The organism is Marisediminitalea sp. (assembly GCF_984433645.1).
The window spans coordinates 1-21,626 of record NZ_CFIDRX010000037.1; the positions used below are offsets into that span (position 1 = coordinate 1).

The 21,626-nt window shown below is 50.1% G+C and carries 17 protein-coding genes; 2 read left to right on the forward strand and 15 right to left on the reverse strand.

Going from position 1 to position 21,626, the window contains the following annotated elements:
• Positions 1 to 125 precede the first annotated feature (125 nt).
• The 7 genes from groL to AC4MRN_RS07035 form a co-directional block, all read right to left on the reverse strand.
• Positions 126 to 1,772 carry a chaperonin GroEL gene (gene groL / locus AC4MRN_RS07005; RefSeq protein WP_491202870.1) on the reverse strand — a complete coding sequence of 549 codons (1,647 nt, stop codon included), beginning with the start codon at positions 1,770 to 1,772 and terminating at the stop codon, positions 126 to 128.
• Positions 1,773 to 1,805: 33 nt separating this feature from the next.
• The gene (locus tag AC4MRN_RS07010) at positions 1,806 to 2,096 is read right to left on the reverse strand and encodes a co-chaperone GroES (protein ID WP_491202871.1); all 291 of its coding nucleotides are present in this window, start codon (positions 2,094 to 2,096) and stop codon (positions 1,806 to 1,808) included.
• 247 nt (positions 2,097 to 2,343) lie between these two features.
• Positions 2,344 to 3,480 (reverse strand): pectinesterase family protein, encoded by a 1,137-nt coding sequence (locus AC4MRN_RS07015; RefSeq protein WP_491202872.1) that lies wholly within the window; start codon positions 3,478 to 3,480, stop codon positions 2,344 to 2,346.
• A 28-nt stretch (positions 3,481 to 3,508) separates the two neighbouring features.
• The gene (locus AC4MRN_RS07020) at positions 3,509 to 4,933 is read right to left on the reverse strand and encodes a glycoside hydrolase family 28 protein (RefSeq protein ID WP_488801533.1); all 1,425 of its coding nucleotides are present in this window, start codon (positions 4,931 to 4,933) and stop codon (positions 3,509 to 3,511) included.
• A 2-nt stretch (positions 4,934 to 4,935) separates the two neighbouring features.
• Entirely contained in the window at positions 4,936 to 5,919 is a 984-nt protein-coding gene (locus tag AC4MRN_RS07025) for an alpha/beta hydrolase (protein WP_491202873.1), read from the reverse strand.
• Positions 5,920 to 5,925: 6 nt separating this feature from the next.
• Positions 5,926 to 7,497, reverse strand: coding sequence for a glycoside hydrolase family 43 protein (locus AC4MRN_RS07030; protein WP_491202874.1), 1,572 nt, complete (start codon positions 7,495 to 7,497; stop codon positions 5,926 to 5,928).
• Positions 7,498 to 7,605: 108 nt separating this feature from the next.
• Positions 7,606 to 8,796: a glycoside hydrolase family 88/105 protein gene (locus tag AC4MRN_RS07035; protein ID WP_491202875.1), complete on the reverse strand. Its 1,191-nt coding sequence runs from the start codon at positions 8,794 to 8,796 to the stop codon at positions 7,606 to 7,608.
• A 421-nt stretch (positions 8,797 to 9,217) separates the two neighbouring features.
• On the opposite strand from AC4MRN_RS07035, the gene AC4MRN_RS07040 reads away from it, so the two are divergent.
• Together AC4MRN_RS07040 and AC4MRN_RS07045 are read left to right on the forward strand one after the other, a co-directional pair.
• Positions 9,218 to 11,917 carry a TonB-dependent receptor gene (locus tag AC4MRN_RS07040; protein ID WP_491202876.1) on the forward strand — a complete coding sequence of 900 codons (2,700 nt, stop codon included), beginning with the start codon at positions 9,218 to 9,220 and terminating at the stop codon, positions 11,915 to 11,917.
• Between the two features lie 63 nt (positions 11,918 to 11,980).
• Positions 11,981 to 12,736, forward strand: a complete 756-nt coding sequence (locus AC4MRN_RS07045) for a rhamnogalacturonan acetylesterase (RefSeq protein WP_491202877.1) — start codon at positions 11,981 to 11,983, stop codon at positions 12,734 to 12,736.
• Between the two features lie 42 nt (positions 12,737 to 12,778).
• Here the strand turns inward: AC4MRN_RS07045 and AC4MRN_RS07050 are convergent, their stop codons facing one another.
• The 8 genes from AC4MRN_RS07050 to AC4MRN_RS07085 form a co-directional block, all read right to left on the reverse strand.
• Complete coding sequence (locus AC4MRN_RS07050; RefSeq protein WP_491202878.1) at positions 12,779 to 13,561, reverse strand: GGDEF domain-containing protein; 783 nt, start codon at positions 13,559 to 13,561, stop codon at positions 12,779 to 12,781.
• Positions 13,562 to 13,575: 14 nt separating this feature from the next.
• A complete protein-coding gene (locus AC4MRN_RS07055; RefSeq protein ID WP_491202884.1) occupies positions 13,576 to 14,193 on the reverse strand; it encodes an MASE1 domain-containing protein in 618 nt (205 codons plus the stop codon).
• A 282-nt stretch (positions 14,194 to 14,475) separates the two neighbouring features.
• A complete protein-coding gene (locus AC4MRN_RS07060) occupies positions 14,476 to 15,390 on the reverse strand; it encodes a sugar kinase (protein ID WP_155016362.1) in 915 nt (304 codons plus the stop codon).
• Positions 15,387 to 16,025, reverse strand: a complete 639-nt coding sequence (gene eda, locus AC4MRN_RS07065) for a bifunctional 4-hydroxy-2-oxoglutarate aldolase/2-dehydro-3-deoxy-phosphogluconate aldolase (RefSeq protein ID WP_073317793.1) — start codon at positions 16,023 to 16,025, stop codon at positions 15,387 to 15,389. The genes AC4MRN_RS07060 and eda overlap by 4 nt, the downstream gene beginning before the upstream one ends.
• Positions 16,022 to 17,488 carry a mannitol dehydrogenase family protein gene (locus tag AC4MRN_RS07070; protein ID WP_491202879.1) on the reverse strand — a complete coding sequence of 489 codons (1,467 nt, stop codon included), beginning with the start codon at positions 17,486 to 17,488 and terminating at the stop codon, positions 16,022 to 16,024. Before AC4MRN_RS07070 ends, eda begins: the two co-directional genes overlap by 4 nt.
• Complete coding sequence (gene uxaC / locus AC4MRN_RS07075; RefSeq protein WP_491202880.1) at positions 17,488 to 18,909, reverse strand: glucuronate isomerase; 1,422 nt, start codon at positions 18,907 to 18,909, stop codon at positions 17,488 to 17,490. The genes AC4MRN_RS07070 and uxaC overlap by 1 nt, the downstream gene beginning before the upstream one ends.
• Positions 18,910 to 18,922: 13 nt before the next feature.
• Positions 18,923 to 20,410 carry a UxaA family hydrolase gene (locus tag AC4MRN_RS07080; protein ID WP_073318675.1) on the reverse strand — a complete coding sequence of 496 codons (1,488 nt, stop codon included), beginning with the start codon at positions 20,408 to 20,410 and terminating at the stop codon, positions 18,923 to 18,925.
• A gap of 123 nt (positions 20,411 to 20,533) precedes the next feature.
• Positions 20,534 to 21,556 (reverse strand): LacI family DNA-binding transcriptional regulator, encoded by a 1,023-nt coding sequence (locus AC4MRN_RS07085; RefSeq protein WP_073317802.1) that lies wholly within the window; start codon positions 21,554 to 21,556, stop codon positions 20,534 to 20,536.
• Positions 21,557 to 21,626: the final 70 nt, after the last annotated feature.

Here is a 21,626-nt window from a genome sequence, read left to right on the forward strand (position 1 = left end):
TCTTGATGGCTTTTTTAGGTCTCAATGCCGTGTTAGATCAAAAGGCTCTATTATTATCTCTACATACGTCTCTACATATGAAAAATAAACCCTTATAAATCAACAACAAAGGGAGGAGTAGGCACTTACATCATGCCGCCCATGCCGCCCATTCCGCCCATGCCGCCCATGTCAGGCATTGCAGGTGCGTCTTCTTTAGGCAGTTCAGCTACCATTGCTTCTGTAGTGATCATCAGTGATGCAATTGAAGAAGCGAATTGCAGTGCAGAACGCGTCACTTTAGTTGGGTCAAGGATACCCATTTCCAGCATGTCGCCGTAAGTGTCGTTACCTGCGTTGTAACCGTAGTTACCTTCGCCGTTCTTCACTGCGTTAACTACTACAGATGCTTCTGCACCTGAGTTGATAGAGATTTGACGTAGAGGCGCTTCCATTGCACGTAGTGCAAGCTTAATACCTACGGTTTGGTCGTCGTTGTCGCCAGTAAGGTCAGCAAGTTTAGCTGCTGCGCGAACTAGTGCTACACCACCACCAGGTACCACACCTTCTTCAACCGCTGCGCGAGTTGCGTGTAGTGCATCTTCTACGCGGTCTTTCTTCTCTTTCATTTCAACTTCAGTCGCTGCGCCAACTTTGATTACTGCTACACCGCCAGACAGTTTAGCCAGACGCTCTTGCAGTTTCTCTTTGTCGTAGTCAGAAGTAGAGTCAGCAATTTGTGCGCGGATTTGCTCACAACGTGCCTGAATCGCCGCTTCTTCACCCGCACCGTCAACGACAGTTGTGTTGTCTTTGCTGATAACGACGCGCTTAGCTGTACCTAAGTCTTCCAGCTGAACTTTTTCCAGCTCCAGACCAATCTCTTCAGAGATAACAGTACCGCCAGTCAGGATAGCGATGTCTTGCAGCATAGCTTTACGACGGTCGCCGAAACCAGGTGCTTTAACCGCTGCAACTTTAACGATTCCACGCATGTTGTTAACAACCAGAGTGGCCAGCGCTTCACCTTCTACGTCTTCAGCGATGATCAGCAGAGGCTTACCGCCTTTTGCTACTGCTTCTAGTGTAGGCAGTAATTCACGGATGTTAGAGATTTTCTTGTCAACCAACAGGATGAATGGGCTGTCTAATTCAACCGCACCGCTTTCCTGGTTGTTGATGAAGTAAGGAGACAGGTAACCGCGGTCGAACTGCATACCTTCAACAACGTCAAGTTCGTTTTGCAGAGCCTGACCTTCTTCTACAGTGATTACGCCTTCTTTACCTACTTTTTCCATTGCTTTGGCAATGATGTCGCCCACTTCTGAATCAGAGTTTGCAGAGATAGTACCTACCTGAGCGATAGACTTGCTGTCCGCACAGTCAGTAGACAGGGCTTTCAGCTCTTCAACTGCAGCCAGTACCGCTTTGTCGATACCGCGCTTCAGGTCCATTGGGTTCATGCCCGCAGCAACAGACTTCAGGCCTTCAGTAACAATCGCTTGTGCAAGCACAGTTGCAGTAGTAGTACCGTCACCCGCTTCGTCGTTTGCTTTAGACGCGACTTCTTTAACCATCTGCGCGCCCATGTTTTCGAACTTGTCGTCCAGCTCGATTTCTTTCGCTACAGATACACCATCTTTAGTAATGGTTGGGGCACCGAATGACTTATCCAGTACTACGTTACGGCCTTTAGGACCTAAGGTAACTTTAACTGCGTTTGCCAGGATGTTTACGCCTTTCAGCATCTTTGTGCGGGCGTCATCACCAAAACGTACTTCTTTAGCTGCCATTTTAAATTCCTCTCAATTCGGTTAAACGGTTTATTACTCTACGATTGCCAGAATGTCGCTTTCGCTCATGATGAGCACTTCTTCGCCATCCAGCTTCTCGGTTTTTACGCCGTAACCGTCGTTGAAAATAACGGTGTCGCCGACTTTTACGTCTAATGCTTTCACTTCGCCATTCTCCAGAATGCGACCGTTGCCCACAGCGATTACTTCACCGCGAGTCGATTTTTCTGCCGCAGAACCGGTCAATACGATACCGCCAGCAGATTTGCTTTCTTGCTCTGCGCGCTTGACGATAACGCGATCGTGTAAAGGACGAATTGCCATTTTCAAATCTCCTGAATAATCTAACTATTCAATTTTTGTGATTAGCCGACGTACACATTGGTCATACGCCGTTTGCCTAGTTTGACCCTGATGGGCCGTAAAATTGTTACTGCGTGGTTAAATGGGGGAGTACCCAGACAAGATCAAGGGGTTTATTAAAAAAAATTTGAAAATTTTTTTGTGCCTGAAAGCGGCATGTGATGAAAATGCCGCCAGGGCTGGAAATCTCTGGCCCCAGCGATATGAATTACTGAATTAACAAGCGATGCGCTTGTCTGGACAACGTAGTGGGTGTCCAGTCATTCAGTGCTTTTTCTTTTGTATATAGAGGCAGATCTGCCATGGATATTTGCGGTCTGTCGGTATTGCTATGTGCCCCAGGCCCATAACTGCCAAACTCACTGAATCGCGCGTCAGTTAACGGCATAAAGCGTTTGCGAGAACCGTCTTTGGCGGTGCCGCCCATACTGCTCCAACCAACCTGCGCAATGTGGCCATCCATAAATGTATTGATGAAGGTGCTTTTACCAATGGCATTGGGGTTGGCATAACGCCCGTCATCAAAGGTGGTGGTGGGGTGCCAGGGGCGGCCCAGGGGCACACTGTTGTCGGGCACACCAATCTCTCGCAGCAATCGGCAGTTCAGGAAGGTAAAACCATACTCCTGTTCAATCAGCGTGCTGGGAGCGGTCACATACCCGGTAAACGTCATTGGATGCGCTCTTGGTCGGGAAATCACATCGGTATATTCGAACAGCACGTTACCTGCACCGAATATAAAGTCCACATGCCCGGCAATTTCGCTGTCCAGAACATAGGTTCTGCCCGATTGAGCGTAAAGTGTATCCTGATAACCCAACAAGGTTACGCGTTGCAGCACAGTGCGGTCAGCTTGCTCTGCAATTTTAAGCGCGACGGCCTGGGTACCTCGAATTTTATCCGGGTGGCCTTTAGGCAGCTTATCGTCTGCCGGATAGTCGTAGGTATTTTCAATCGTTAAATCAAACAAACTGACGTCGGGCGCCAACACCTCCACCACGGCCGTTCGAAACGTTCCCCAGGTTTCCTCACTTCCCGGTGCTACAGGCTCACCTGCATAACGGGCGTAAGCAATGGTTGTGTTGCGTTTACCGCTGCCGACAAGTCGAATACCCGGCTTATTAATAATGACCCGCTCTTCAAATACTCCGGGGCCGATGAATATCGTCCAGGGTTTCCCGTCCGGGGCGGCGTCGATAGCCGCTTGTATCGATGTAAATGCATTGTCACTCTGTGCGCTTAGCACGCGAGCGTCAATGCGATCCACCGGTTGGCCGGGCGGCGTTGCGCACCCACCCAGTAGCGTTGCGCACCCGCCCAGAACCATGGCGCATAAGGCCAGCATCCTGAACAGTCTTCCCTGTACTCCCATGTTAGATCACCACCGCTTTACCGTTGATAACGATATTCTCCTGCGTGACCTCAGCGACATTCTCAATCACAGAGTCCTTTTCCGCTTTCTCGATCGTGATATTTTTCAGCGACACGCCGGTGATAGGCGTATGAGGATACCCGCGCATCATAAAGGCGCGCTTCGCTTCCACAACATGCAGATTTTCAATGGAGATGGCTTCCAGAGTAGGCATAAACTGGCCCACATCGCCTTCTTCATAATAAAAGTTGATAACGATGGCGTCTTTTACCTTACCAATGCGCAAATGACGGTAGTTCAGGTTTTGTAAATGCCCACCGCGAATGGAATTGGTTTTAATGCGAATTCCCCGGTCTAGATCCGGGCTGCTCATTTCGCAGTGCTGAGCATACAGGTTTTTTACCCCGCCAGAGATCTCACTGCCAATCACCACACCGCCGTGTCCGGCTTTCATTTGGCAAGCATTGATCAGAATGTTTTCACACGGCGCGCCCACTCTGCGACCATCGGCATTGCGGCCTGACTTGATTGCAATGCAGTCATCGCCGGTATCGAACACACAGTTTTCTATGAGCACGTCTTTACAACTCTCCGGATCGCACCCGTCGGAGTTTGGTCCGTGGCTGTCACAGTGAACGCCGGTTACCGTTACATTTTCACACAACACCGGGTTGACCAGCCAGAATGGAGAATTCTTGATGGTAACGCCTTCAATAAGCACGTTTTTGCATTTATAGGGCTGAATAAATGGCGGACGCAGGTAGTTTTCGTCGAACACACGCTGGGCTACCGGCACCTCGTCTTCTGCCATCTGGCGTAACACATCGCGGGTAAACTTCTGGTTTTCAACCGGGTGGTCGCCCCAGTCAGCCTCTTTCCATTTGCCTTTCCAGGGCCACCACTGAGTTGGGCTACCGCCACCTTCCAGCGTGCCTTTACCGGTTATGGCTACATTGGTTTGTTCGTACGCATAAATAAGCGGCGAATATCCCATGAGTTCCGTGCCTTCCCAGCGGGTGAACACGTAGGGTTTGTACAGTTCTGGTTCCGGGATGAAGTGCAGCGTAGCGCCTTCCTCAATATGCAAATTAATATTAGATTTGAGGTGAACCGGGCCGGTGTAAAACTCGCCTTTCGGCACGACTACACGGCCTCCACCTTGTTTTGCAATTGCTTCAATCGCGGCGTGAATAGCGTCGCTGACATTCTCGCCACTGCCCGCTTTGGCGCCGTACTCGGTAATAACCGCGCTGCGTGATGGAAAGCTTGGCGGCACAATACGCGCTCGGATGGCGTTGGCCTGATCGTTCCAGGCAAAATCACTGTTAGCAGAAGGACTGCCTGTACAACCCGACATTGTCAGCGCGCCCATGGCGGCTGAGCCTGTACCCATTAGTTTTAATAAAGACCGACGGTTCATCGACATAGTCACTGCGGTACTCCTTGCGTTGCGACACGCTGTAAAAAGGTATGAATGGTTTCCGTTGTCTGGCTCAGGTACGGCTCAAACAACCAAAACGTATGAATAGTGGGCGGTAGCATGACAAATTCGTAATCGATACCGTATTGGTTAAGCACTTTGCCTACCGCATCATGCCCTGCCGTAAAACGCACCTGACCACTGCTGATCACCAGTGTGGGCGGGGTATTATTGTGCACATGGGTAGCAGCAGACGCTTCTTTCCAGCGCGCTGGCATAGACTGATAGTCGCCGCCCAGCCATAAGGCAGCAGCAGACGTCGCTTTGCGTTTGTCTTCAAATTGCAGCGCCAGTGGTGTAGTGAAATCCAGCACGCCGTCCAAATCAATAACGGCATTAACACGAGGGTCAGCGTCCTGATGCGGATTAAAAAGCGGCAAGTGTGCGGTAAAGCCCGCCAACGCGGCCATTTGACCACCGGAAGAACCACCACCGATGGCGACTCTGTCTGGATTGATCATCAATGTTTCGCTATTCGCTTTGACCCACAGCACTGCATCTACTATATCCAGCATGCCAGCCGGGTATTGGGCTTCAATCGACAGGCGATATTCCGGAGTAAATACGGTGTAGCCACGCTGAGCAAGTTTATTAGCCAACGGATAAAAATGGGACTTATTGCCTGCGCGCCAGCCTCCGCCGTGAATTAGCACAATCGCCTGACCATTGTGATTTTCAGCTGAAGGAAAAAACGTGTCTATGTGCAAATCGCGATTGCCCAGTGATTTATAGGGCCGTTCAAATTCTGTGGCCTGCCCTTCCCGGTATTGCAATACCGGCCATTTCAGTTCCGGGTGCTTGGGTTTATAGCGCGCAAAGCGTTCACCCGGCGTATAGCCGTCATCCACCTGGAAAGTCGTTTCTTTTGCCAGTGCCGTTGTACTCAGCATGGAACAAAGTAAAAGAAACAGGGAAACGCGTTTCAGGTTCATACGTGATTATTTCCGGTGCATCGGGATAAAGCGAACATAGTCCACATCTACATAGTTTTGCGAGCCAGCATCCACTTTAATTAAAGGGTTTGTTACTGCGAAAATGCCCGTTTTCGCCCCTACCCAGCGACCGCGTCGCGCAATAAACTGTTCACCCACCACCGTAAAGGGTTCGGTGTCATCATAACGATAGCCAAATACTGCGGTCGAGTCGGATGCCATGATATAGCGAAATTCGATCGTTTCGTGCTTAACAGGGCCATAGTCATGAACGCTTTCATCACACCCGGTGCGGGCGTTGCGGCACTGCACATACACAAGATGAGGCGTGCCGTTAATCGCTTTCACACCAACCCAGGCGTAGTCTTCGCCAAATAACAGCAGACCAGACTCTAATGCAAACGTATTTGAAGGCACGGTCATGCGCATACGCACCTGAAATTGCTGGGCGGGTAATTTCTGCAGCATCAGATTGGGCGTCATCCACAGGTTATTGCCTGTTTCAGGCATTTTCATTTGGGCATGTAGCCGAATGTGCGACTTTGTTTCCCAGCTAAACCAGTTGTCTTGCTGGTTGGCATTCCACTGCCATTGCAAACCGTATCGCTGGTCATTAAATTCATCAGTGGTCGGCTGAGCCTTCACCGAACCTGGTTTTGAGGTCTGAGGCTTCTGATGCACATACACAGGTTCGCCGACGCCGTTTTTATCAGCGTCATTGCCAATAACCGGCCAGTCATCCTGCCAGGCCAGCGGCTGTAAATGCACAATGCGACCATAGGCCTTTCGGGATTGAAAGTGAATGAACCAGTCTTCATTCTGGGCGGTGTGTATCCATGCGCCCTGATGCGGGCCGTTGATCAGGGTATTACCCTGCGCCATAACCACTCTGCTTTCATAAGGGCCTGTGAGGTTTTTTGCCCGGAACACAGACTGCCAGCCAGTTTCAACACCACCGGCAGGGGCAAATATGTAGTAATAGCCATTACGCTTATAGAACTTGGGCCCTTCCAGGGTGCGATAACCCGGCAACGCGTGACCGTCAACAATGTGTTGATACTCTTCTGACACCCAACTGGTGTCTGCTGCCATTTTTCGCAAACTCAATACGTTATTGAAGCCCGCACGACTCTTCGCCCAACCGTGTAACAGCCAGGCGTTACCATCGTCATCCCACAACGGGGTCGGGTCAATTAACCCTTTGCCAGCAAGAATGCGTTTGGGTTCGCTCCAGGTTCCCGCCGGATCGTCAGCAGTCACAACGTATATGCCAAAATCCGGGTCGGGGTAAAAGATCCAGAATTTCTCATTGTGGTAACGAATGTTGGGTGCCCATACGCCATTACCATGTTGCGGCCGGGCATAGTGGTCTGCTGGCACCTGTACAGGCAACGCGTAGTTGATCAGCGTCCAGTTAACCAAATCGGTAGAATGCAATACGGGTAAACCGGGTGCAGAATTGAAGCTGGATGCGGTCATGTAGTAGTCATTACCTACGGCGACGACATCCGGGTCGGAATAATCAATGTGCAGAATTGGGTTACGGTAAGTCCCATCCCCAAGATCTGACTGATGCATTATGCTAGCGTCGGAAGGGGGAGGTGACTGCAGTGAATGAGCGCCACTGCAGCCACAAAGGCCAGTTAACAAAATACCCAGGCCCCAAAACTTACCGGTAAACATGGCTTACTTACCCAGTTCTACTGCAGCCAGAATAAACGGACCCACGCCTTTCGCATCGTTCGGACGAATCGGTTCGCTCATGTAGTACTCGAAGCTGCCATCGCGGTAAGGGTTACCACCAAGGCCAGCTACGGCACAGACTTTTTCAAGGGTAATCACATTTGACTCAGGGTCGACGGAAATCATTTGATCAAGCAGCCCTGCAAAACCTTTTTCCGCGTAACCTTTAAACTCTGCGGGTAATACGCCGAGGTTTACTCCTTTCGCCATCGCATAGGTCAGCATAGCTGTGCCTGACGCTTCAAGATAGTTTCCGTCGCGGTCACCCAGGTCAGTCACCTGATACCAGGTACCGCTGGTGTGCTGATATTTCACCACTTGCGTCATTAGATTTTCAAAGCGCGAGGCCAACCAGGCGCGTTTGGACAAATGCGGCGGAACAATGTCCAGTACATCAGCCATTGCCATGGCATACCATCCCAATGCACGAGACCAGTGATGAGGTGACAGACCAGTGCTGTTGTCTGCCCATTTCTGATCGCGCGACTCGTCCCAGCCATGACGAGGCAGACCGGTCTTTGGATCGTATAAATGCTTTTCAATCAGCTCGAATTGCAGGAAAACATCGTCCAGCTGTTCAGGCTTGCCAGCGCGCATGATGTATTCTGCATAAAACGGCGCGCCCATATACAGGCCGTCCAGCCACATTTGGTACGGATAACGTTTTTTGTGCCAGAACCCACCTTCACTGGTACGTGGATGTTCATCGAACTGTGCACGCAATTTGTCAGCGGCTAACAGGTATTTTTTATCACCAGTTTGGTCATACAGGAAGAACAGAACCTTTCCTGCATTGATCATATCGATGTTGAATTTCTCTTTCTTATAAGTGGCAATATTGCCCTTATCGTCAATCAGCGTGTCGTAATACCCTTTCAGATAATCGAAATACCGTTGATCACCGGTTTGCTCATACACGCGGGTAAAGCCAAGCAGGTTTAAGCCGTGAACATAATCCCAGGTCGGTTTTTCGTCCCAGTCCATCATCCAGGCTTCCGGGAAACGCACCATTTCTGACTCAACCATACGCTGAGACCAGGCTTTGGTGTTATCGAGTGGCTCTGCCTGAACCATACTGCTACCTACCGCCATACCTAATGACATAAGGACAACTTTGATTAGCTTTCTGGCCATTATTTACCCCTGTGTTAACAAAATTGAAACGCTAAATGCTACCGGTAGCATTTTGGTTAATTTGATTGATGTTGTCAAGTTGTAAATAGAATTTCGGGCAAAAAATACCATAAACGGAATATCAATATAAATAACTGTTTTAAAAGCACAAAAAAGTCATTCAACGTAATAAAAGCGCCATTCAACTGCCTACAAATCCATCTTATTTATCAAATCGATTTGTGAAATATCGTACAAAAATTTTAAAAAAATGAAAAAACAGGCTTGCCACCGGTAGCATTTAATCATATATTGTTAATCGCTTGTAAACTACAGCAATAAAAATAACAGGTGATACAAGCATCAGTACCCATGCACACTATGTGCCTGCACGTTAACCAACCACTGATGCAGGCACAAATAAAAACGTGAGGATCCACGAATGAATTTTGCCAAGTCCTTTAAAAAAGCACCAGTCAGTATTGCTGTCGCGTGCGCCATGCTTACTCCTGCTGTATTTGCCCAGAGTGCTGAGACCAATGATGACATGGTCGAAGTAATCGAAGTTCGCGCATCGAGCTTTGCCGACAGCTTACAGAAAGCACTGATTACTAAAAGAGCCTCAGCAGGCGCAGTTGATACTATTCTTGCAGAAGATATTGCTGACTTCCCGGACCAGAACCTGGCCGAGTCACTGCAACGTATCCCAGGTATTGCGATCAGCCGTGACGCCGGACAAGGTCGTGAGATCACCGTTCGTGGTCTGAACTCAAGCTTCACACGTGTGCAGTTAAACGGCATGCAAGCACAATCACTTTCTGCGGGTCCTGGCGGCGTGCGTAAGAGCCGTGCTTTTGACTTCAACGTATTTGCCTCAGAATTATTCAGCCAGCTAACCGTTCACAAAACGTCGTCAGCAGAAATTGAAGAAGGCACGTTAGGTGCAACCGTGGACCTCACTACAGGCCGCCCTTTCGACTTTAACGACAATGTGACTGCCATTAACGTGCAGGGCACTTATAACGACCAGTCAGAAGAAGCGGACCCAAGATTATCGGCACTGACCAGCTACACCAATGACGATCGCTCTTTTGGTGTCTTGGTTTCTGCCTCATTCTCATCACAGTTAATCAGCAACGTCGGTTCAGACACTGGCCGCTGGGAAGACGACGGCTTCTGTACAGATTCTTCGTGCCTGGGTACCCAGGATGAAGACTTAAGCAGCTACTGGCACCCACGCTTCCCGCGTTTTGCCGACAAGACGCATGAACTGGATCGCACCGGTATCACTGCGTCTGTGCAGTTTGCGCCAAGCGACGACACCACGATTACCCTAGATGCCTTGTACTCAAAAATTGAAGCACAGCGTCTTGAGCCGTTCATGCAGGCTATCTCGTTGGCTCGTACCAACTCTTCAGGTGTGGGTCAAACTTACCTGACTGACTACACCATTGATGGCAACGACAGCATTATTGCTGCAACAGCCCACGATGTAGACATTCGTTCAGAAAACTTCGAGTCTAACTGGGAATCTGAATTTACCCAGTTCAGCGTGGATGTTGAACATCATTTCAACGATGACTTAAAAGTTAACCTGTTAGTCGGTACGTCTGAATCTGTGCTGGACAACCGTGAAACCACCATTATTTACGAGCACTTCAGCGTGAACGACTCGCGTCGCACACTGGACTATGCAGACAGCACGTCAGCGGTAACATACGATTTTACCAATCAAATGAGCCCGTCAATGAGCTACAGCTTTGATACGGCCAACCCGGCAAACTGGGAGCTGTCTGAATACCGTGACCGTATTTATGATGCCAAATCAAGCTACGACAACGCCCGCGCTGACTTCGAGTATATCCTGAATGACGCGATTACCCTGAAAGGCGGTGTGACCTATAAAGACTACCTGTACTCAATTGCAGGCTCACGTGCCGATGGCACATTCGCATCAGCTGACGCCGCAGACGGTACCGTTGACAACGTAGCTTTTGGTATCAGCAACGTAGTTACTGCTGCTGACGGCAATGTCGTTAACTTTGGCGGTCAGTCATTCTTTATGGCCGACAACGCACAATTACCCCAATTCCTGGCGAGCGGTGGCTGGAGCTATGCACCACGTGGCGGCGATACTTATGCCGTTAGCGAAGAAAACCTGAGCTACTTCCTGCAAGCGGATTTCTTCTACCCAATTGGCGACATGGATCTGCGCGGTAACGCGGGTGTGCGTTATGCTACAACCGACGTTGAATCTACCGGTCTGGTAAATGGCGACCCAACCTCAGTGAAGAACGACTACAGCGACACGCTGCCGTCACTTAACCTCGCATTAGACGTAACCGAAGATGTAGTGTTACGTGCGTCTTATGCAGACGTTATGTCTCGCCCTGGTCTAAGCACCTTGTCTCCAGGTGGTAGTGTTGACCCGTTCAACCTGACAGTAAGCTACGGTAACCCGTTCATTGATCCGTTCCGTGCAACTAACTACGACCTGTCGGCTGAATACTACTTCGACGAAGGCGCGTTGTTGTCACTTGCCTACTTCATTAAAGACATCGAGTCTTTCCCTACCAGCGAGACGGTTACACTGAACTGGCAGGAAGTAGGCTTACCAGATAGCGTACTGGGTGGCCAGGCTAACATCGTTAACAACTCAGACTTTGAAGTTCGTCGCTCAATCAATGGCGGTGGCGGCAAGCTGGACGGTTACGAAGTGCAGTATCAACAAAAACTTGACTTCCTGCCGGGCCCACAATGGGTGCAAAACTTCGGCGTACTGGCTAACATGACGTTTGTTGATGCAGACGTGAACCTGACGGGCCAGTCTGACCGCTCTTCAAACTTCACCGTTTACTGGGAAGATGAAGTATTCAGCGCTCGTATCTCAATGGCAAATCGCAGCGAGTTCACTACGTCGTTCAATAGCAACCCGAACAAACAACGTTATGTTGACGGTACTACGCACATTGACTTCTCAGCGAGCTACAACGTGTCAGAAAACCTGAAAATTTCAATTGAAGGTATTAACCTGACCGACGAGCCAATTGTTGCAATGGTATCTCCTAATATCGGTGGCCGCGTGTGGAACGTGACGCAAACTGGTCGTCAGTTCTTTATTGGCGCAAGCTACAGAATGTAATCTTTAGTGTCCTAAGCAAAGGCCATTATTCGTAATGGCCTTTTTTCGTTTTAAGGAAATACAATGAAAAAACTCTTCGCTGTTTTTGCACTGATATCCGTTTGTATACCAGCCAGTGCCTGGGATCCAACGCGCGTAGCGCTTCATCTGGTGGGTGACTCTACCATGGCCGACAAACCTAACCTGGCCTATCCGGAACGCGGCTGGGGGCAATTGCTACCTGAGTTCATGAACGAAGAGCTTGAGATTGTGAATCACGCGGCAAATGGACGCAGCACCCGCCGCTTTATCAATGAGGGCCGCTGGGCATTAGTGCTTTCTGAATTAAAAGCAGGCGATTATGTATTAATTCAGTTTGGTCATAACGATCAGAAAGTCGACGACCCGGCACGGTATGCCTCTGTAGACAAAGACTACCCGGCGTTCCTGAAACAGTACATCGCCGATGTACGCGCTAAGGATGCCATTCCCATGATCGCCAGCTCCATTTGCCGCCGCCACTTCGACAGCGAAGGGAACTTACAACGCAAACTTATCGACTACGCCAATGCAGCGAAAAAGGTAGCTCAGCAAGAAGACGTCGCCTTTTTTGATTTGAATGACCAGACCTGTGGCTTTTTAAAGGAGATAGGTGAACCAGCCAGTCAGCAGTATTTTATTCAGGTACCACCCGATCTCTACACACGCTACCCGGATGGCAAAGTCGACAACACTCACTTGAACGTCGTGGGGGCTTCGAAAGTCGCGCAGTTCTTTATTCGTGATCTGCGTAGCAGAAAACACCCGCTGGCAAACTACGTATACCGCGACTCGTTGTAGTAGCAGCCACTTGGCATAAGGCAGTGTGTTCATTGCCTTATGCTAGAATTGTGGCCACTTCACCTGATTACGGCCGGCTCGTTTGGCCATAAGCAACTGTCTGTCTGCCAGTTCAAACGCACTTTCTACACCTTCAGCAATCAGCACGGGCGCAACACCAAAGGAACAGGACACCTCTATACCATCAAACTGTTCAGACACATGACTGACTGCCTGCCTGATTTGCTCCGCCACTTTCACACCTGACTCCAACGGCGTGTTCGGCAACAAAATCAAAAACTCGTCGCCCCCAAAGCGGCCAAACAAGTCACTTTCCCGGCATTCTGAACGGGCTATTTGAGCTACCGCCTTTAGCACATCGTCTCCCACAATGTGGCCAAGCGAGTCGTTTATGTGTTTAAACTTATCGATATCAAACACAATCAACGACAAAGACTCATGATAGCGCGCCGCCTGTTTAGTCAGTTGCTCGGCGGTATTAAAAAATGACTGACGGGTATGCGCCTGGGTGAGTCCGTCGTAATGGGCCTGCTGGTGTAGCTTGTGATTGTCGGAGATCAAGGCCGGTACCGCCATGGAAAAATAGGTACTGCAGGCCATTACACACAGGGCAAATTGGAAGATATAGGCTTGGGTATCAATGCCCCAAAACGCCACGAGCCCGGCCATGGTAAAGCCAAACAACGCCAGGCTGACCGCCGCATGAAATGGCGACTCAGTGTATACAATCCACATTTGTGGCATCGCCAGAAAGAACACGAAACAGGCTATCTCGGGCGAATCAAAGTAGTAGGCAGCGAAAGACGTAAACAACAACCCCAGCATAGTCAACACCAGTTTTACGCTGTAGGGAAATCATTAGCGTGCACGATTGGCACAAAAGCGATGTCGGATAGAAAGTTTTGTGAAGGGTACCAGCGCTGAAACAGTGCAACAAAAAGCGGCGCCATCACCAGCAAACCAGACATATCGCCTATCCACCAGGCAATCAGGGTTTCTTTTAGCGTTGCTGAGGCAAGACCGTCGTAAAGCACCAGCGTGCCTATAACAGACACCAACAGGGTTGACGCTGCACACACCAACAAAAAGCGCATCACGACGCTGTACAAATTATAGGAAGTAATGTGCGCTAAGGATTTGCGTAACACCACAGCACCAGCGCCATAAACACCCACGTGAAGCATGGCAAATAAGCTGCCCGAGACGAGCAACTCCTGAATGCTGCGCCCTGTCATATAGATACTCTCTTCCCAGAACGTAGAGAGTACGCAGGCCACAGTCAGTGTAATACACGCACGCCACCCTAAAAACAGCAGCGCAGTGAGGGTAAGTGCCACCGGCGGGAACCAGATACTGGCGTGAGGCGCATACTCCATGACCACGGACAGCCGCCACAACAGCAACCAGAGGACAAGTAACACACAGTGACGCATGGCACCTGATGATGTCAGGCCCATCACAAACACGCTCTCGGGAAATATTTTACTAAAACGCGCTCAGCCTGAATATTACAAACGCGATGTCTGTAAGGTCTGGCATGAAAATCTGGCCGCTCAACGGACTTTGAATAGTGTGGATTCAAACTGCTACGCACACTGACTACTCCTGTTACACTGAAACAGGCATAACGCACTTTGGTATTCGCGTTATCGCCCGCAGGTCAGTTTATAAGGAATCGTCAGTAAGTGCACGAATTCTGTGCAGCTAACGTTGGTAGGCTTGATGCGTATCAATAGTGCCTACAGGCTGTTTACGGCCTTTTTCAGTGCTTCTACCGGGATGATTGCGCCCGGGTGTTGAATAACGGTACCCGCTACTTTTGCACCGTAGCTGGCGGATTCTGTTACGCCTTTACCACTGATACGCGCAGCCAGATAGCCACCGTTGAAAGCATCGCCGGCTGCAGTGGTGTCCACTACATCATTAACCTTTTCAACAGGCACGATGAACTGACCCTGAGCATTCTTAATGCGAACACCCACGGCGCCGTTCTTCATTACCGTTTCACCAATTCGCATCGGCGCAAGGTGACCAAACACATCGTCGGCATCAGTGTGGCCATACAGCGCCAGGTGGTCGTCGCCGCCCGGGAAGGCAATATCAGCAACGGAATAACAGCGGTCCATCCAGGCTTGGGCGACTTCTTTGTCTGGCCACAAACGCGGACGGTAGTTAGGGTCAAAGACAATTTCGCAGCCCTGATGCTTAAGCTCCGCAATCAAATCGAACAGCTTCTCGCGCTGAACTTCATCCAGTATCGCAACGGAGATCCCCGAGAAGTAGAACATGTCTATTTGCTGAGGCGGTTGAGTCATCACGTTCAGGGTTTGTGTTGCCGCCGAGTTGTCGCGCCAGTAGGCAAACGTACGCTCGCCTTGTTTGTCGGTTCTCACCATGTACAAACCCAGGTTGCGTTTACTGCAGCGGTACACCTGATCGGTATTGATTTGCTCATCACCCATGGCAAACAGCAATTCATTACTGAGAAAATCCTCGCCGATAGCGGTCAGGTAACTCACCGACACATTCGGTGCAGAACGTTTTAAATAGACTGCGGTGTTATAGGTATCACCCGCAAAACTTTTAATCATGTCGTTGCCGCCTTTCGACACCAACTCCACCATGCACTCACCGAATATGACGACTTTTTTCACGCGGCATCCTCAATAAACTGACCTTGTGCTACCACACAGGCATCGGTAATTCCCTGCCAATTGCCCGCTTTTACGCAGTCTTTAGGGATCATCCATGAACCGCCTACCGCGAATACGTTTGGCAGCGCGCTGAACTCATGCAGGTTGTGGTCGGCAATGCCCCCGGTCGGACAGAAGCTGACTTGCGGAAAAATAGCGCCGAAGTTTTTCAGCATGCCCACACCACCACACAAGGTGGCCGGGAAAAATTTGGCTTCGGTTAAACCCGCTTCAACAGCCAGTAAAATATCAGAAGGCGTGGCTGTACCGGGTAAAAACGGCAGTTGCGCGTCACTTAAATATCCCAGCAGCTTTTCGCTGAGCGTAGGGGTAATTATAAACTGACTGCCGGCATCTTTGGCTTCCTGTACCTGATCGGCATTAAGCACCGTGCCCATGCCCACCAGCATGTCCGGAAACTGTTCGCGGATCGCGGTGACTGCGGCGGCGGCTGCCGGGGTGCGTCGAACCACTTCGATACTGCGTAAGCCACTGTTGTGTACAGCCCGGGCAATGTTGATTGCCTGCTCTACACTTTCAGGTTGCAGGATAGGTAATAACGGCGTGCCTTGAATCAGCGCGCGAAATCCATTCATAGTAGGGTCTCCAGAGTGTCTGCGATGTTCTCGTTGTTTAACGCAGCCAGCTGTTCAACATGCTTGAGTACGGTTTGTTTAAAATTATTATTCACCGTTAACTCGTCGAACACCTGGGTTAAATTCAGTACGGCATTGGCAAGGTCTGTGACGCTGCCTTTATGCTGTGCAGCAAGGTCTAACAGGGTGTCAGCCAGTGGGTCGACTAACTGCTCCTGATCATTGTGACGTTTGGCAATAAACAGGATCCAGGCCGCAATAGGCACGCACAGTAACGATACCGGGTTGCCTTTTTTGTAGTTGTCGCGCACGGTATTCAGAATGCGGAAGGGCAGCTTTTGCGACCCATCCCAGGCAATTTGTGACAGCAAGTGACGAATGTGGCGATTCTGATAGCGGCGCACAATATCATCGGCATAGCTGGCCAAATCCATCACACCTTCAGCATCAATAGACGGCATGATTTCGCTTGTTAGCAGCTTGCGAATAAACGCGTGCAACGTGTCATCGCTAATGGCCTCGAACACCGTTTCTTTGCCTGCTAACGTGCCTACGTAAGCCAGGGTTGAGTGCGTACCATTCAAAATGCGCAGCTTGGCATTTTCGAATGCAGCTACGTCGTCAGTAAACGTGACACCCACTTTGTCCCAGGCCGGGCGAGGGCCGCTGAACGTATCTTCAACTACCCATTGTGTGAAGGCTTCACGTTGAATTGGCCAGGCATCGCTTACACCTAATTTTTCGGCAGCTAATTCAATGAGTGCCTCATCGGTAGCTGGGGTAATGCTGTCTACCATAGTACATGGGAAGCAGATATTGGCTTTGATCCAGTCCGCCATGGCCGGGTCCAGCTTCTGAGCAAATTGGTACACGGCTTTTTCCAGCTTCTTACCGTTGTCGGCCAAATTGTCACAGCTGATCACGGTCATGTCTGCTACACCACTTTCGTAGCGCTCTTTCAGGGCACACACAATCAAACCAACCGCTGATACCGGCTGATCCGGATTTACCAGGTCATTGATAATGTCAGGGTGCGACGTATCCAGTTCACCGCTGCTGGTCAGGCAATAGCCTTTTTCAGTAATGGTTAAAGAGATGATGTGTGTGCTCGCGTCAGTCAGCGCAGCCAGAATTGCATCGCGGTCTTCATCCAATACCAATACTTCATCGAACGCACCGATGACCTGTACATAAGGTTCATTGTCTAACACGACCAGTGAGTACAGATTGTCCTGCTCTGCCAGTTTGCGCTTCAACGTCGCGCTGCGCATTGAAACACCCGTTATCCGCCAGTTGCCGCCATGTGCCATTGCCATATCGGTGTATACGGCCTGGTGAGCACGGTGAAACGCGCCAGGGCCAATATGCACAATGCCTCTGGTGCGCTCTGCACGCACGTATCCGGGCTTTTTAATATCGGCCGGTAGTCCAGCCAGCGACTGCTCAGTTAACGGGGTAGTCATTATGCGTTTCCTAATTTGTATGCTTGCTTGGCGAAGTCGTAAGACAGCTTCTTAATTAAGTCTGCAGCTTCTTCTTCGCTCACGCGGTGTTCAGCGACCATCGATGCCAGGAAGCGGCAATCGATACGACGCGCCACATCGTGACGGGCAGGGATCGATAAGAACGCTCGTGTATCATCGTTAAAGCCAACCGTATTGAACAAACCAGCGGTTTCTGTCACCTGATGACGATAGCGCAGCATGCCTTCCGGGCTGTCGTGGAACCACCAGGCCGGACCTAATTTAAGGCAAGGGTAATGGCCAGCAAGCGGTGCCAGCTCACGGGAATACACGGTTTCGTCCAGCGTAAACAGAATGATGCTCAATCGCGGGTCATTGCCGTACTTGTCGAGCAATGGCTTAAGCGCGTTAACATATTCGGTTTGCATTGGGATATCGGCGCCTTTATCACGGCCGAACTTTTGGAACACATCTTCGTTGTGGTTACGGAATGCGCCTGGGTGGATTTGCATTACCATGCCATCTTCAATACTCATTCCTGCCAGCTCTGTCAGCATCTGACCACGGAATAACTCCTGTTCAGCGGCGCTGGACTTACCGGTTAAACACTTGTCGAACAAGGCTTCACACTCAGACACCGATAGGTCGGCGGTTAGCGCGGTAGGGTGTCCGTGGTCGGTTGCGGTAGCACCGTGGTCGCGGAAAAACGCGCGACGCTGACGAATGGCTTCCAGGTATCCGGTCCAGGTTGTGGTGTTTAAACCGGTAATTTCACCCAGTTTATTGATGTTATCCACGAAGTCTTCGCGTGAGGCATCAACCACGTCATCGGGACGGAAAGACGTAATAACACGCTTGTCCCAACCCGTGCCTTTTAGCACGCTGTGATGTTGCAGCGAGTCCAACGCACCTTCCGTTGTGGCGATCAGTTCAATGTTAAAACGGTCCATCAGCGCACGAGGCTTGTATTCCGCTTTGGTTAATTCAGCGGTGATGAATTCATAGTAGTCCATGGCATTGGCGCTACACAGCATGTCGGTCAGACCAAAGACGTTCTTAAATACGGTGTCCAGCCACATACGTGACGGCGTGCCAGCAAACAGGTGATAGTGATCAGCAAACACTTGCCAAATCTTCTTAGGATCACTTTCTGTTTCACCGCCATCCCAACGGCGAATGCCAAGGTCCTGCAGGGAAATTCCCTGGCTGTAGAGCATTCTGAATACGTAGTGGTCGGGCAGAATAAAAAGCTCAGTCGCGTTGCCAAAGTTTTCATCGTAAGCAAACCAACGAGGATCGGTGTGGCCGTGAGGACTGATAATAGGCAAGTCCTTAACAGTCTGATACAGCGAACGCGCAATACCGCGTGTCTTTTCGTCCGCCGGAAACAGTCTGTCTTCGTGTAATAATATTGGTTTCATATCAATCTCTTATTTACAAGGTTACGCCACGTTTCCAGATCGCGATCTCGTGACTGCCGTTCTTTTCGTTACAGGTTTGCTGGCCCGACGCTATATTCAGGCATTGCTGGTACAACTGTGCTGCACAGTCGTCAATACTGACGCCTTGCAACACCTGACCTGCGTTAAAATCAATCCAGTGTGGCTTCTTCTGAGCAATATCACTGTTTGATGAGATTTTTATTGTGGGTACAGGGAAACCAAGCGGTGTACCACGCCCAGTTGTAAAGAGCACGATGTGTGCACCACTGGCAGCCAGTGCGGTAGAACTCACCGCATCGTTACCAGGGGCTTGCAACAGATTAAGGCCTTTGTGCTTCATGGGTTCACCATAGTGAAGCACGCCATTTACTGCGGCCTGACCGCCTTTTTGCACGGCGCCCAGGGATTTTTCTTCCAGCGTGGTCAACCCCCCCGCTTTGTTGCCGGGAGACGGGTTTTCATAGACTGGCTGGTTATTGTCGAGAAAGTACTGCTTGAACTCGTTCACCAGACTTACGATTTGTTCAAATACCGGCTCGCTGGTAGCGCGATTCATGAGTAACTGCTCTGCACCGAACATTTCAGGCGTTTCCGTTAACAACACAGAGCCGCCTTGTTCGCACATCAGGTCAGTCATGCGACCAACCAGTGGATTAGCAGTAATGCCACTGAACGCGTCACTACCACCGCACTTCATGCCCAGCACCAGTTCTGTAGCTGGAATAGGTTCGCGCTTGTCTTTGCCAACTTCGCCCAGCATTTCGTGAACCAGACGAATACCTTCTTCGATTTCATTGCCCACTTGTTGTGAGTTGAAATAGCGAATGCGATTCGCCGGACGGTCAACTTTTTCAAGTAGTGCTGACAACTGGTTGTTTTCACAACCCAGGCCCACAATAAGGACCGCACCGGCATTAGGGTGTGAAGCCAGAGAGGCAAGGATAGTTTGTGTATCGTTAAGATCATCACCCAACTGAGAACAACCAAACGGGTGGGTAAACGCCCTGAAACCATCACACTCGCCAAAGAAACGGCGATCGCATTCAGCGGCGATGCGCTCTGCGGTGCGATTGACACAACCTACTGTATTGATAATCCAGATTTCGTTTCGAATACCTACTTTGCCGTTATCGCGACGATATCCCATAAACGACGCCACACTGGGGCGGGTAATGGGAGCTGGCACTGACTTTGGTGCATAGGTATACGACTCCTGACCACTCAATGCCGTTTTTAAATTGTGACTGTGAATATGCTGCCCTTGCGCGATGTCGGCCTGCGCAATGCCAATAGTGAAACCGTATTTCACAATGGCCTGACCTGCACTAATGGGTTGCAATGCAACCTTGTGTCCAGCCGGGATGTCATCCAACAAATCCAGTGCTGGCGACGCAATGTGCTCGCCCGCCGACAGCGGCATGGTGGCAACTGCGACGTTGTCGTTTGGATGAACTTTAATCAGCTGTGTCTGAGTTGTCATAGCGAACCATTTCTCACGTTTGTGCAATGCAATGTTACTGGTTTTAAGGTAGCACATTTTTAACATGTGTGCCACCGGTGGCATTTTATGACAAAAATGAATGCCCTTTCAAGTAAAAACTTTTTATTTTGTGACTTTGCGGGTGGATTCCCGTATGATTAAATGCGGCTTTACAATGTAATCATCAACGTCTTCGGTGGGCTTGTTTTCAATTAATGCAACAATTTTTTTCGCTGCCAGCCCTGCCATGGCCACAACCGGGCGCTGCACCGTGGTTAACGACGGAATTACCCGTGATGCAAACAAGTTGTCATCGAATCCGGCGACAGACAATTCGCCAGGCACATCAATGCCCATTTCATGTGCGACTTTTAACACACCGGCGGCCATTTCGTCGTTGTTGGCAACAATCACTTGCGGACGAGGCGTCTGAATCAATAAGGTTCTGGCACACTCAATACCGCTTTCGTAACTGTTTTTACCTTCAATGATACGCTCTGGCGGTACTGTCATACCCAATTCTGCCAGGGTATGCGTGATCCCTTCCAAACGTTCTACGGTTGAATAGTAATGCTTTGGACCACTGATAATCGCAATGTCCTTGTGTCCCAGTGAAACCAGGTAGCGCGCCATGTCGCTGAGCGCAGCCCGGTCATCTGACACGACAATGTTTTCCTGCTCGTCAATTTTAACGGACGCCATACGTACGTAGTTAATGCCGTGGTTTTGCAGTGCTTTCGCCAGTTCGTTTGCTTCTGAGGCAGGGGGCAATACAATCACGCCGTCGATGTTAGAGCGGCGGACGAAATTAATACAGTTGCTGATGAAGTCGTCACTGCGATAGTGACAAGGATGCACAACCAGTTCGTAGCCTTTTTCTGAGCAGACACTCAGCACACCACGTTGCACCTGATCGATATACAGGGCATCCGGGTTGTCGTATATCAATCCGATTAAATAAGACCGGCTGGCAGCAAGACCACGAGCCTGCTTGTCAGGAGAAAAACCCAGTTCATCAATGACTTTTTGAATGCGTTCACGGGTTGCAGCACCAACATTGGTGGCGCCGTTGATCACTCTTGATACCGTCCGCTTCGACACGCCAGAGAGTCTGGCTACATCATTAATGGTAGGTTTCTTTTCCATCTGGCAATTCTCATTTTCTTGTTATTGTGCGCCTGTGAGTCTACCCCGAGTGTCAGCAAAGTGCCACAAG

Coding starts and splice junctions, on each gene's coding strand:
- eda (WP_073317793.1), bottom strand. CDS start 16,025: ATGAATGGATTTCGCGCGCTGATTCAAGGCACGCCGTTATTACCTATC.
- AC4MRN_RS07035 (WP_491202875.1), bottom strand. CDS start 8,796: ATGGCCAGAAAGCTAATCAAAGTTGTCCTTATGTCATTAGGTATGGCG.
- AC4MRN_RS07050 (WP_491202878.1), bottom strand. CDS start 13,561: ATGCTGGGGTTGTTGTTTACGTCTTTCGCTGCCTACTACTTTGATTCG.
- AC4MRN_RS07085 (WP_073317802.1), bottom strand. CDS start 21,556: ATGGAAAAGAAACCTACCATTAATGATGTAGCCAGACTCTCTGGCGTG.
- AC4MRN_RS07080 (WP_073318675.1), bottom strand. CDS start 20,410: ATGACAACTCAGACACAGCTGATTAAAGTTCATCCAAACGACAACGTC.
- AC4MRN_RS07070 (WP_491202879.1), bottom strand. CDS start 17,488: ATGACTACCCCGTTAACTGAGCAGTCGCTGGCTGGACTACCGGCCGAT.
- AC4MRN_RS07040 (WP_491202876.1), top strand. CDS start 9,218: ATGAATTTTGCCAAGTCCTTTAAAAAAGCACCAGTCAGTATTGCTGTC.
- AC4MRN_RS07015 (WP_491202872.1), bottom strand. CDS start 3,480: ATGCTGGCCTTATGCGCCATGGTTCTGGGCGGGTGCGCAACGCTACTG.
- uxaC (WP_491202880.1), bottom strand. CDS start 18,909: ATGAAACCAATATTATTACACGAAGACAGACTGTTTCCGGCGGACGAA.
- AC4MRN_RS07045 (WP_491202877.1), top strand. CDS start 11,981: ATGAAAAAACTCTTCGCTGTTTTTGCACTGATATCCGTTTGTATACCA.
- AC4MRN_RS07020 (WP_488801533.1), bottom strand. CDS start 4,933: ATGTCGATGAACCGTCGGTCTTTATTAAAACTAATGGGTACAGGCTCA.
- AC4MRN_RS07055 (WP_491202884.1), bottom strand. CDS start 14,193: ATGGGCCTGACATCATCAGGTGCCATGCGTCACTGTGTGTTACTTGTC.
- AC4MRN_RS07025 (WP_491202873.1), bottom strand. CDS start 5,919: ATGAACCTGAAACGCGTTTCCCTGTTTCTTTTACTTTGTTCCATGCTG.
- AC4MRN_RS07030 (WP_491202874.1), bottom strand. CDS start 7,497: ATGCATCAGTCAGATCTTGGGGATGGGACTTACCGTAACCCAATTCTG.
- AC4MRN_RS07010 (WP_491202871.1), bottom strand. CDS start 2,096: ATGGCAATTCGTCCTTTACACGATCGCGTTATCGTCAAGCGCGCAGAG.
- groL (WP_491202870.1), bottom strand. CDS start 1,772: ATGGCAGCTAAAGAAGTACGTTTTGGTGATGACGCCCGCACAAAGATG.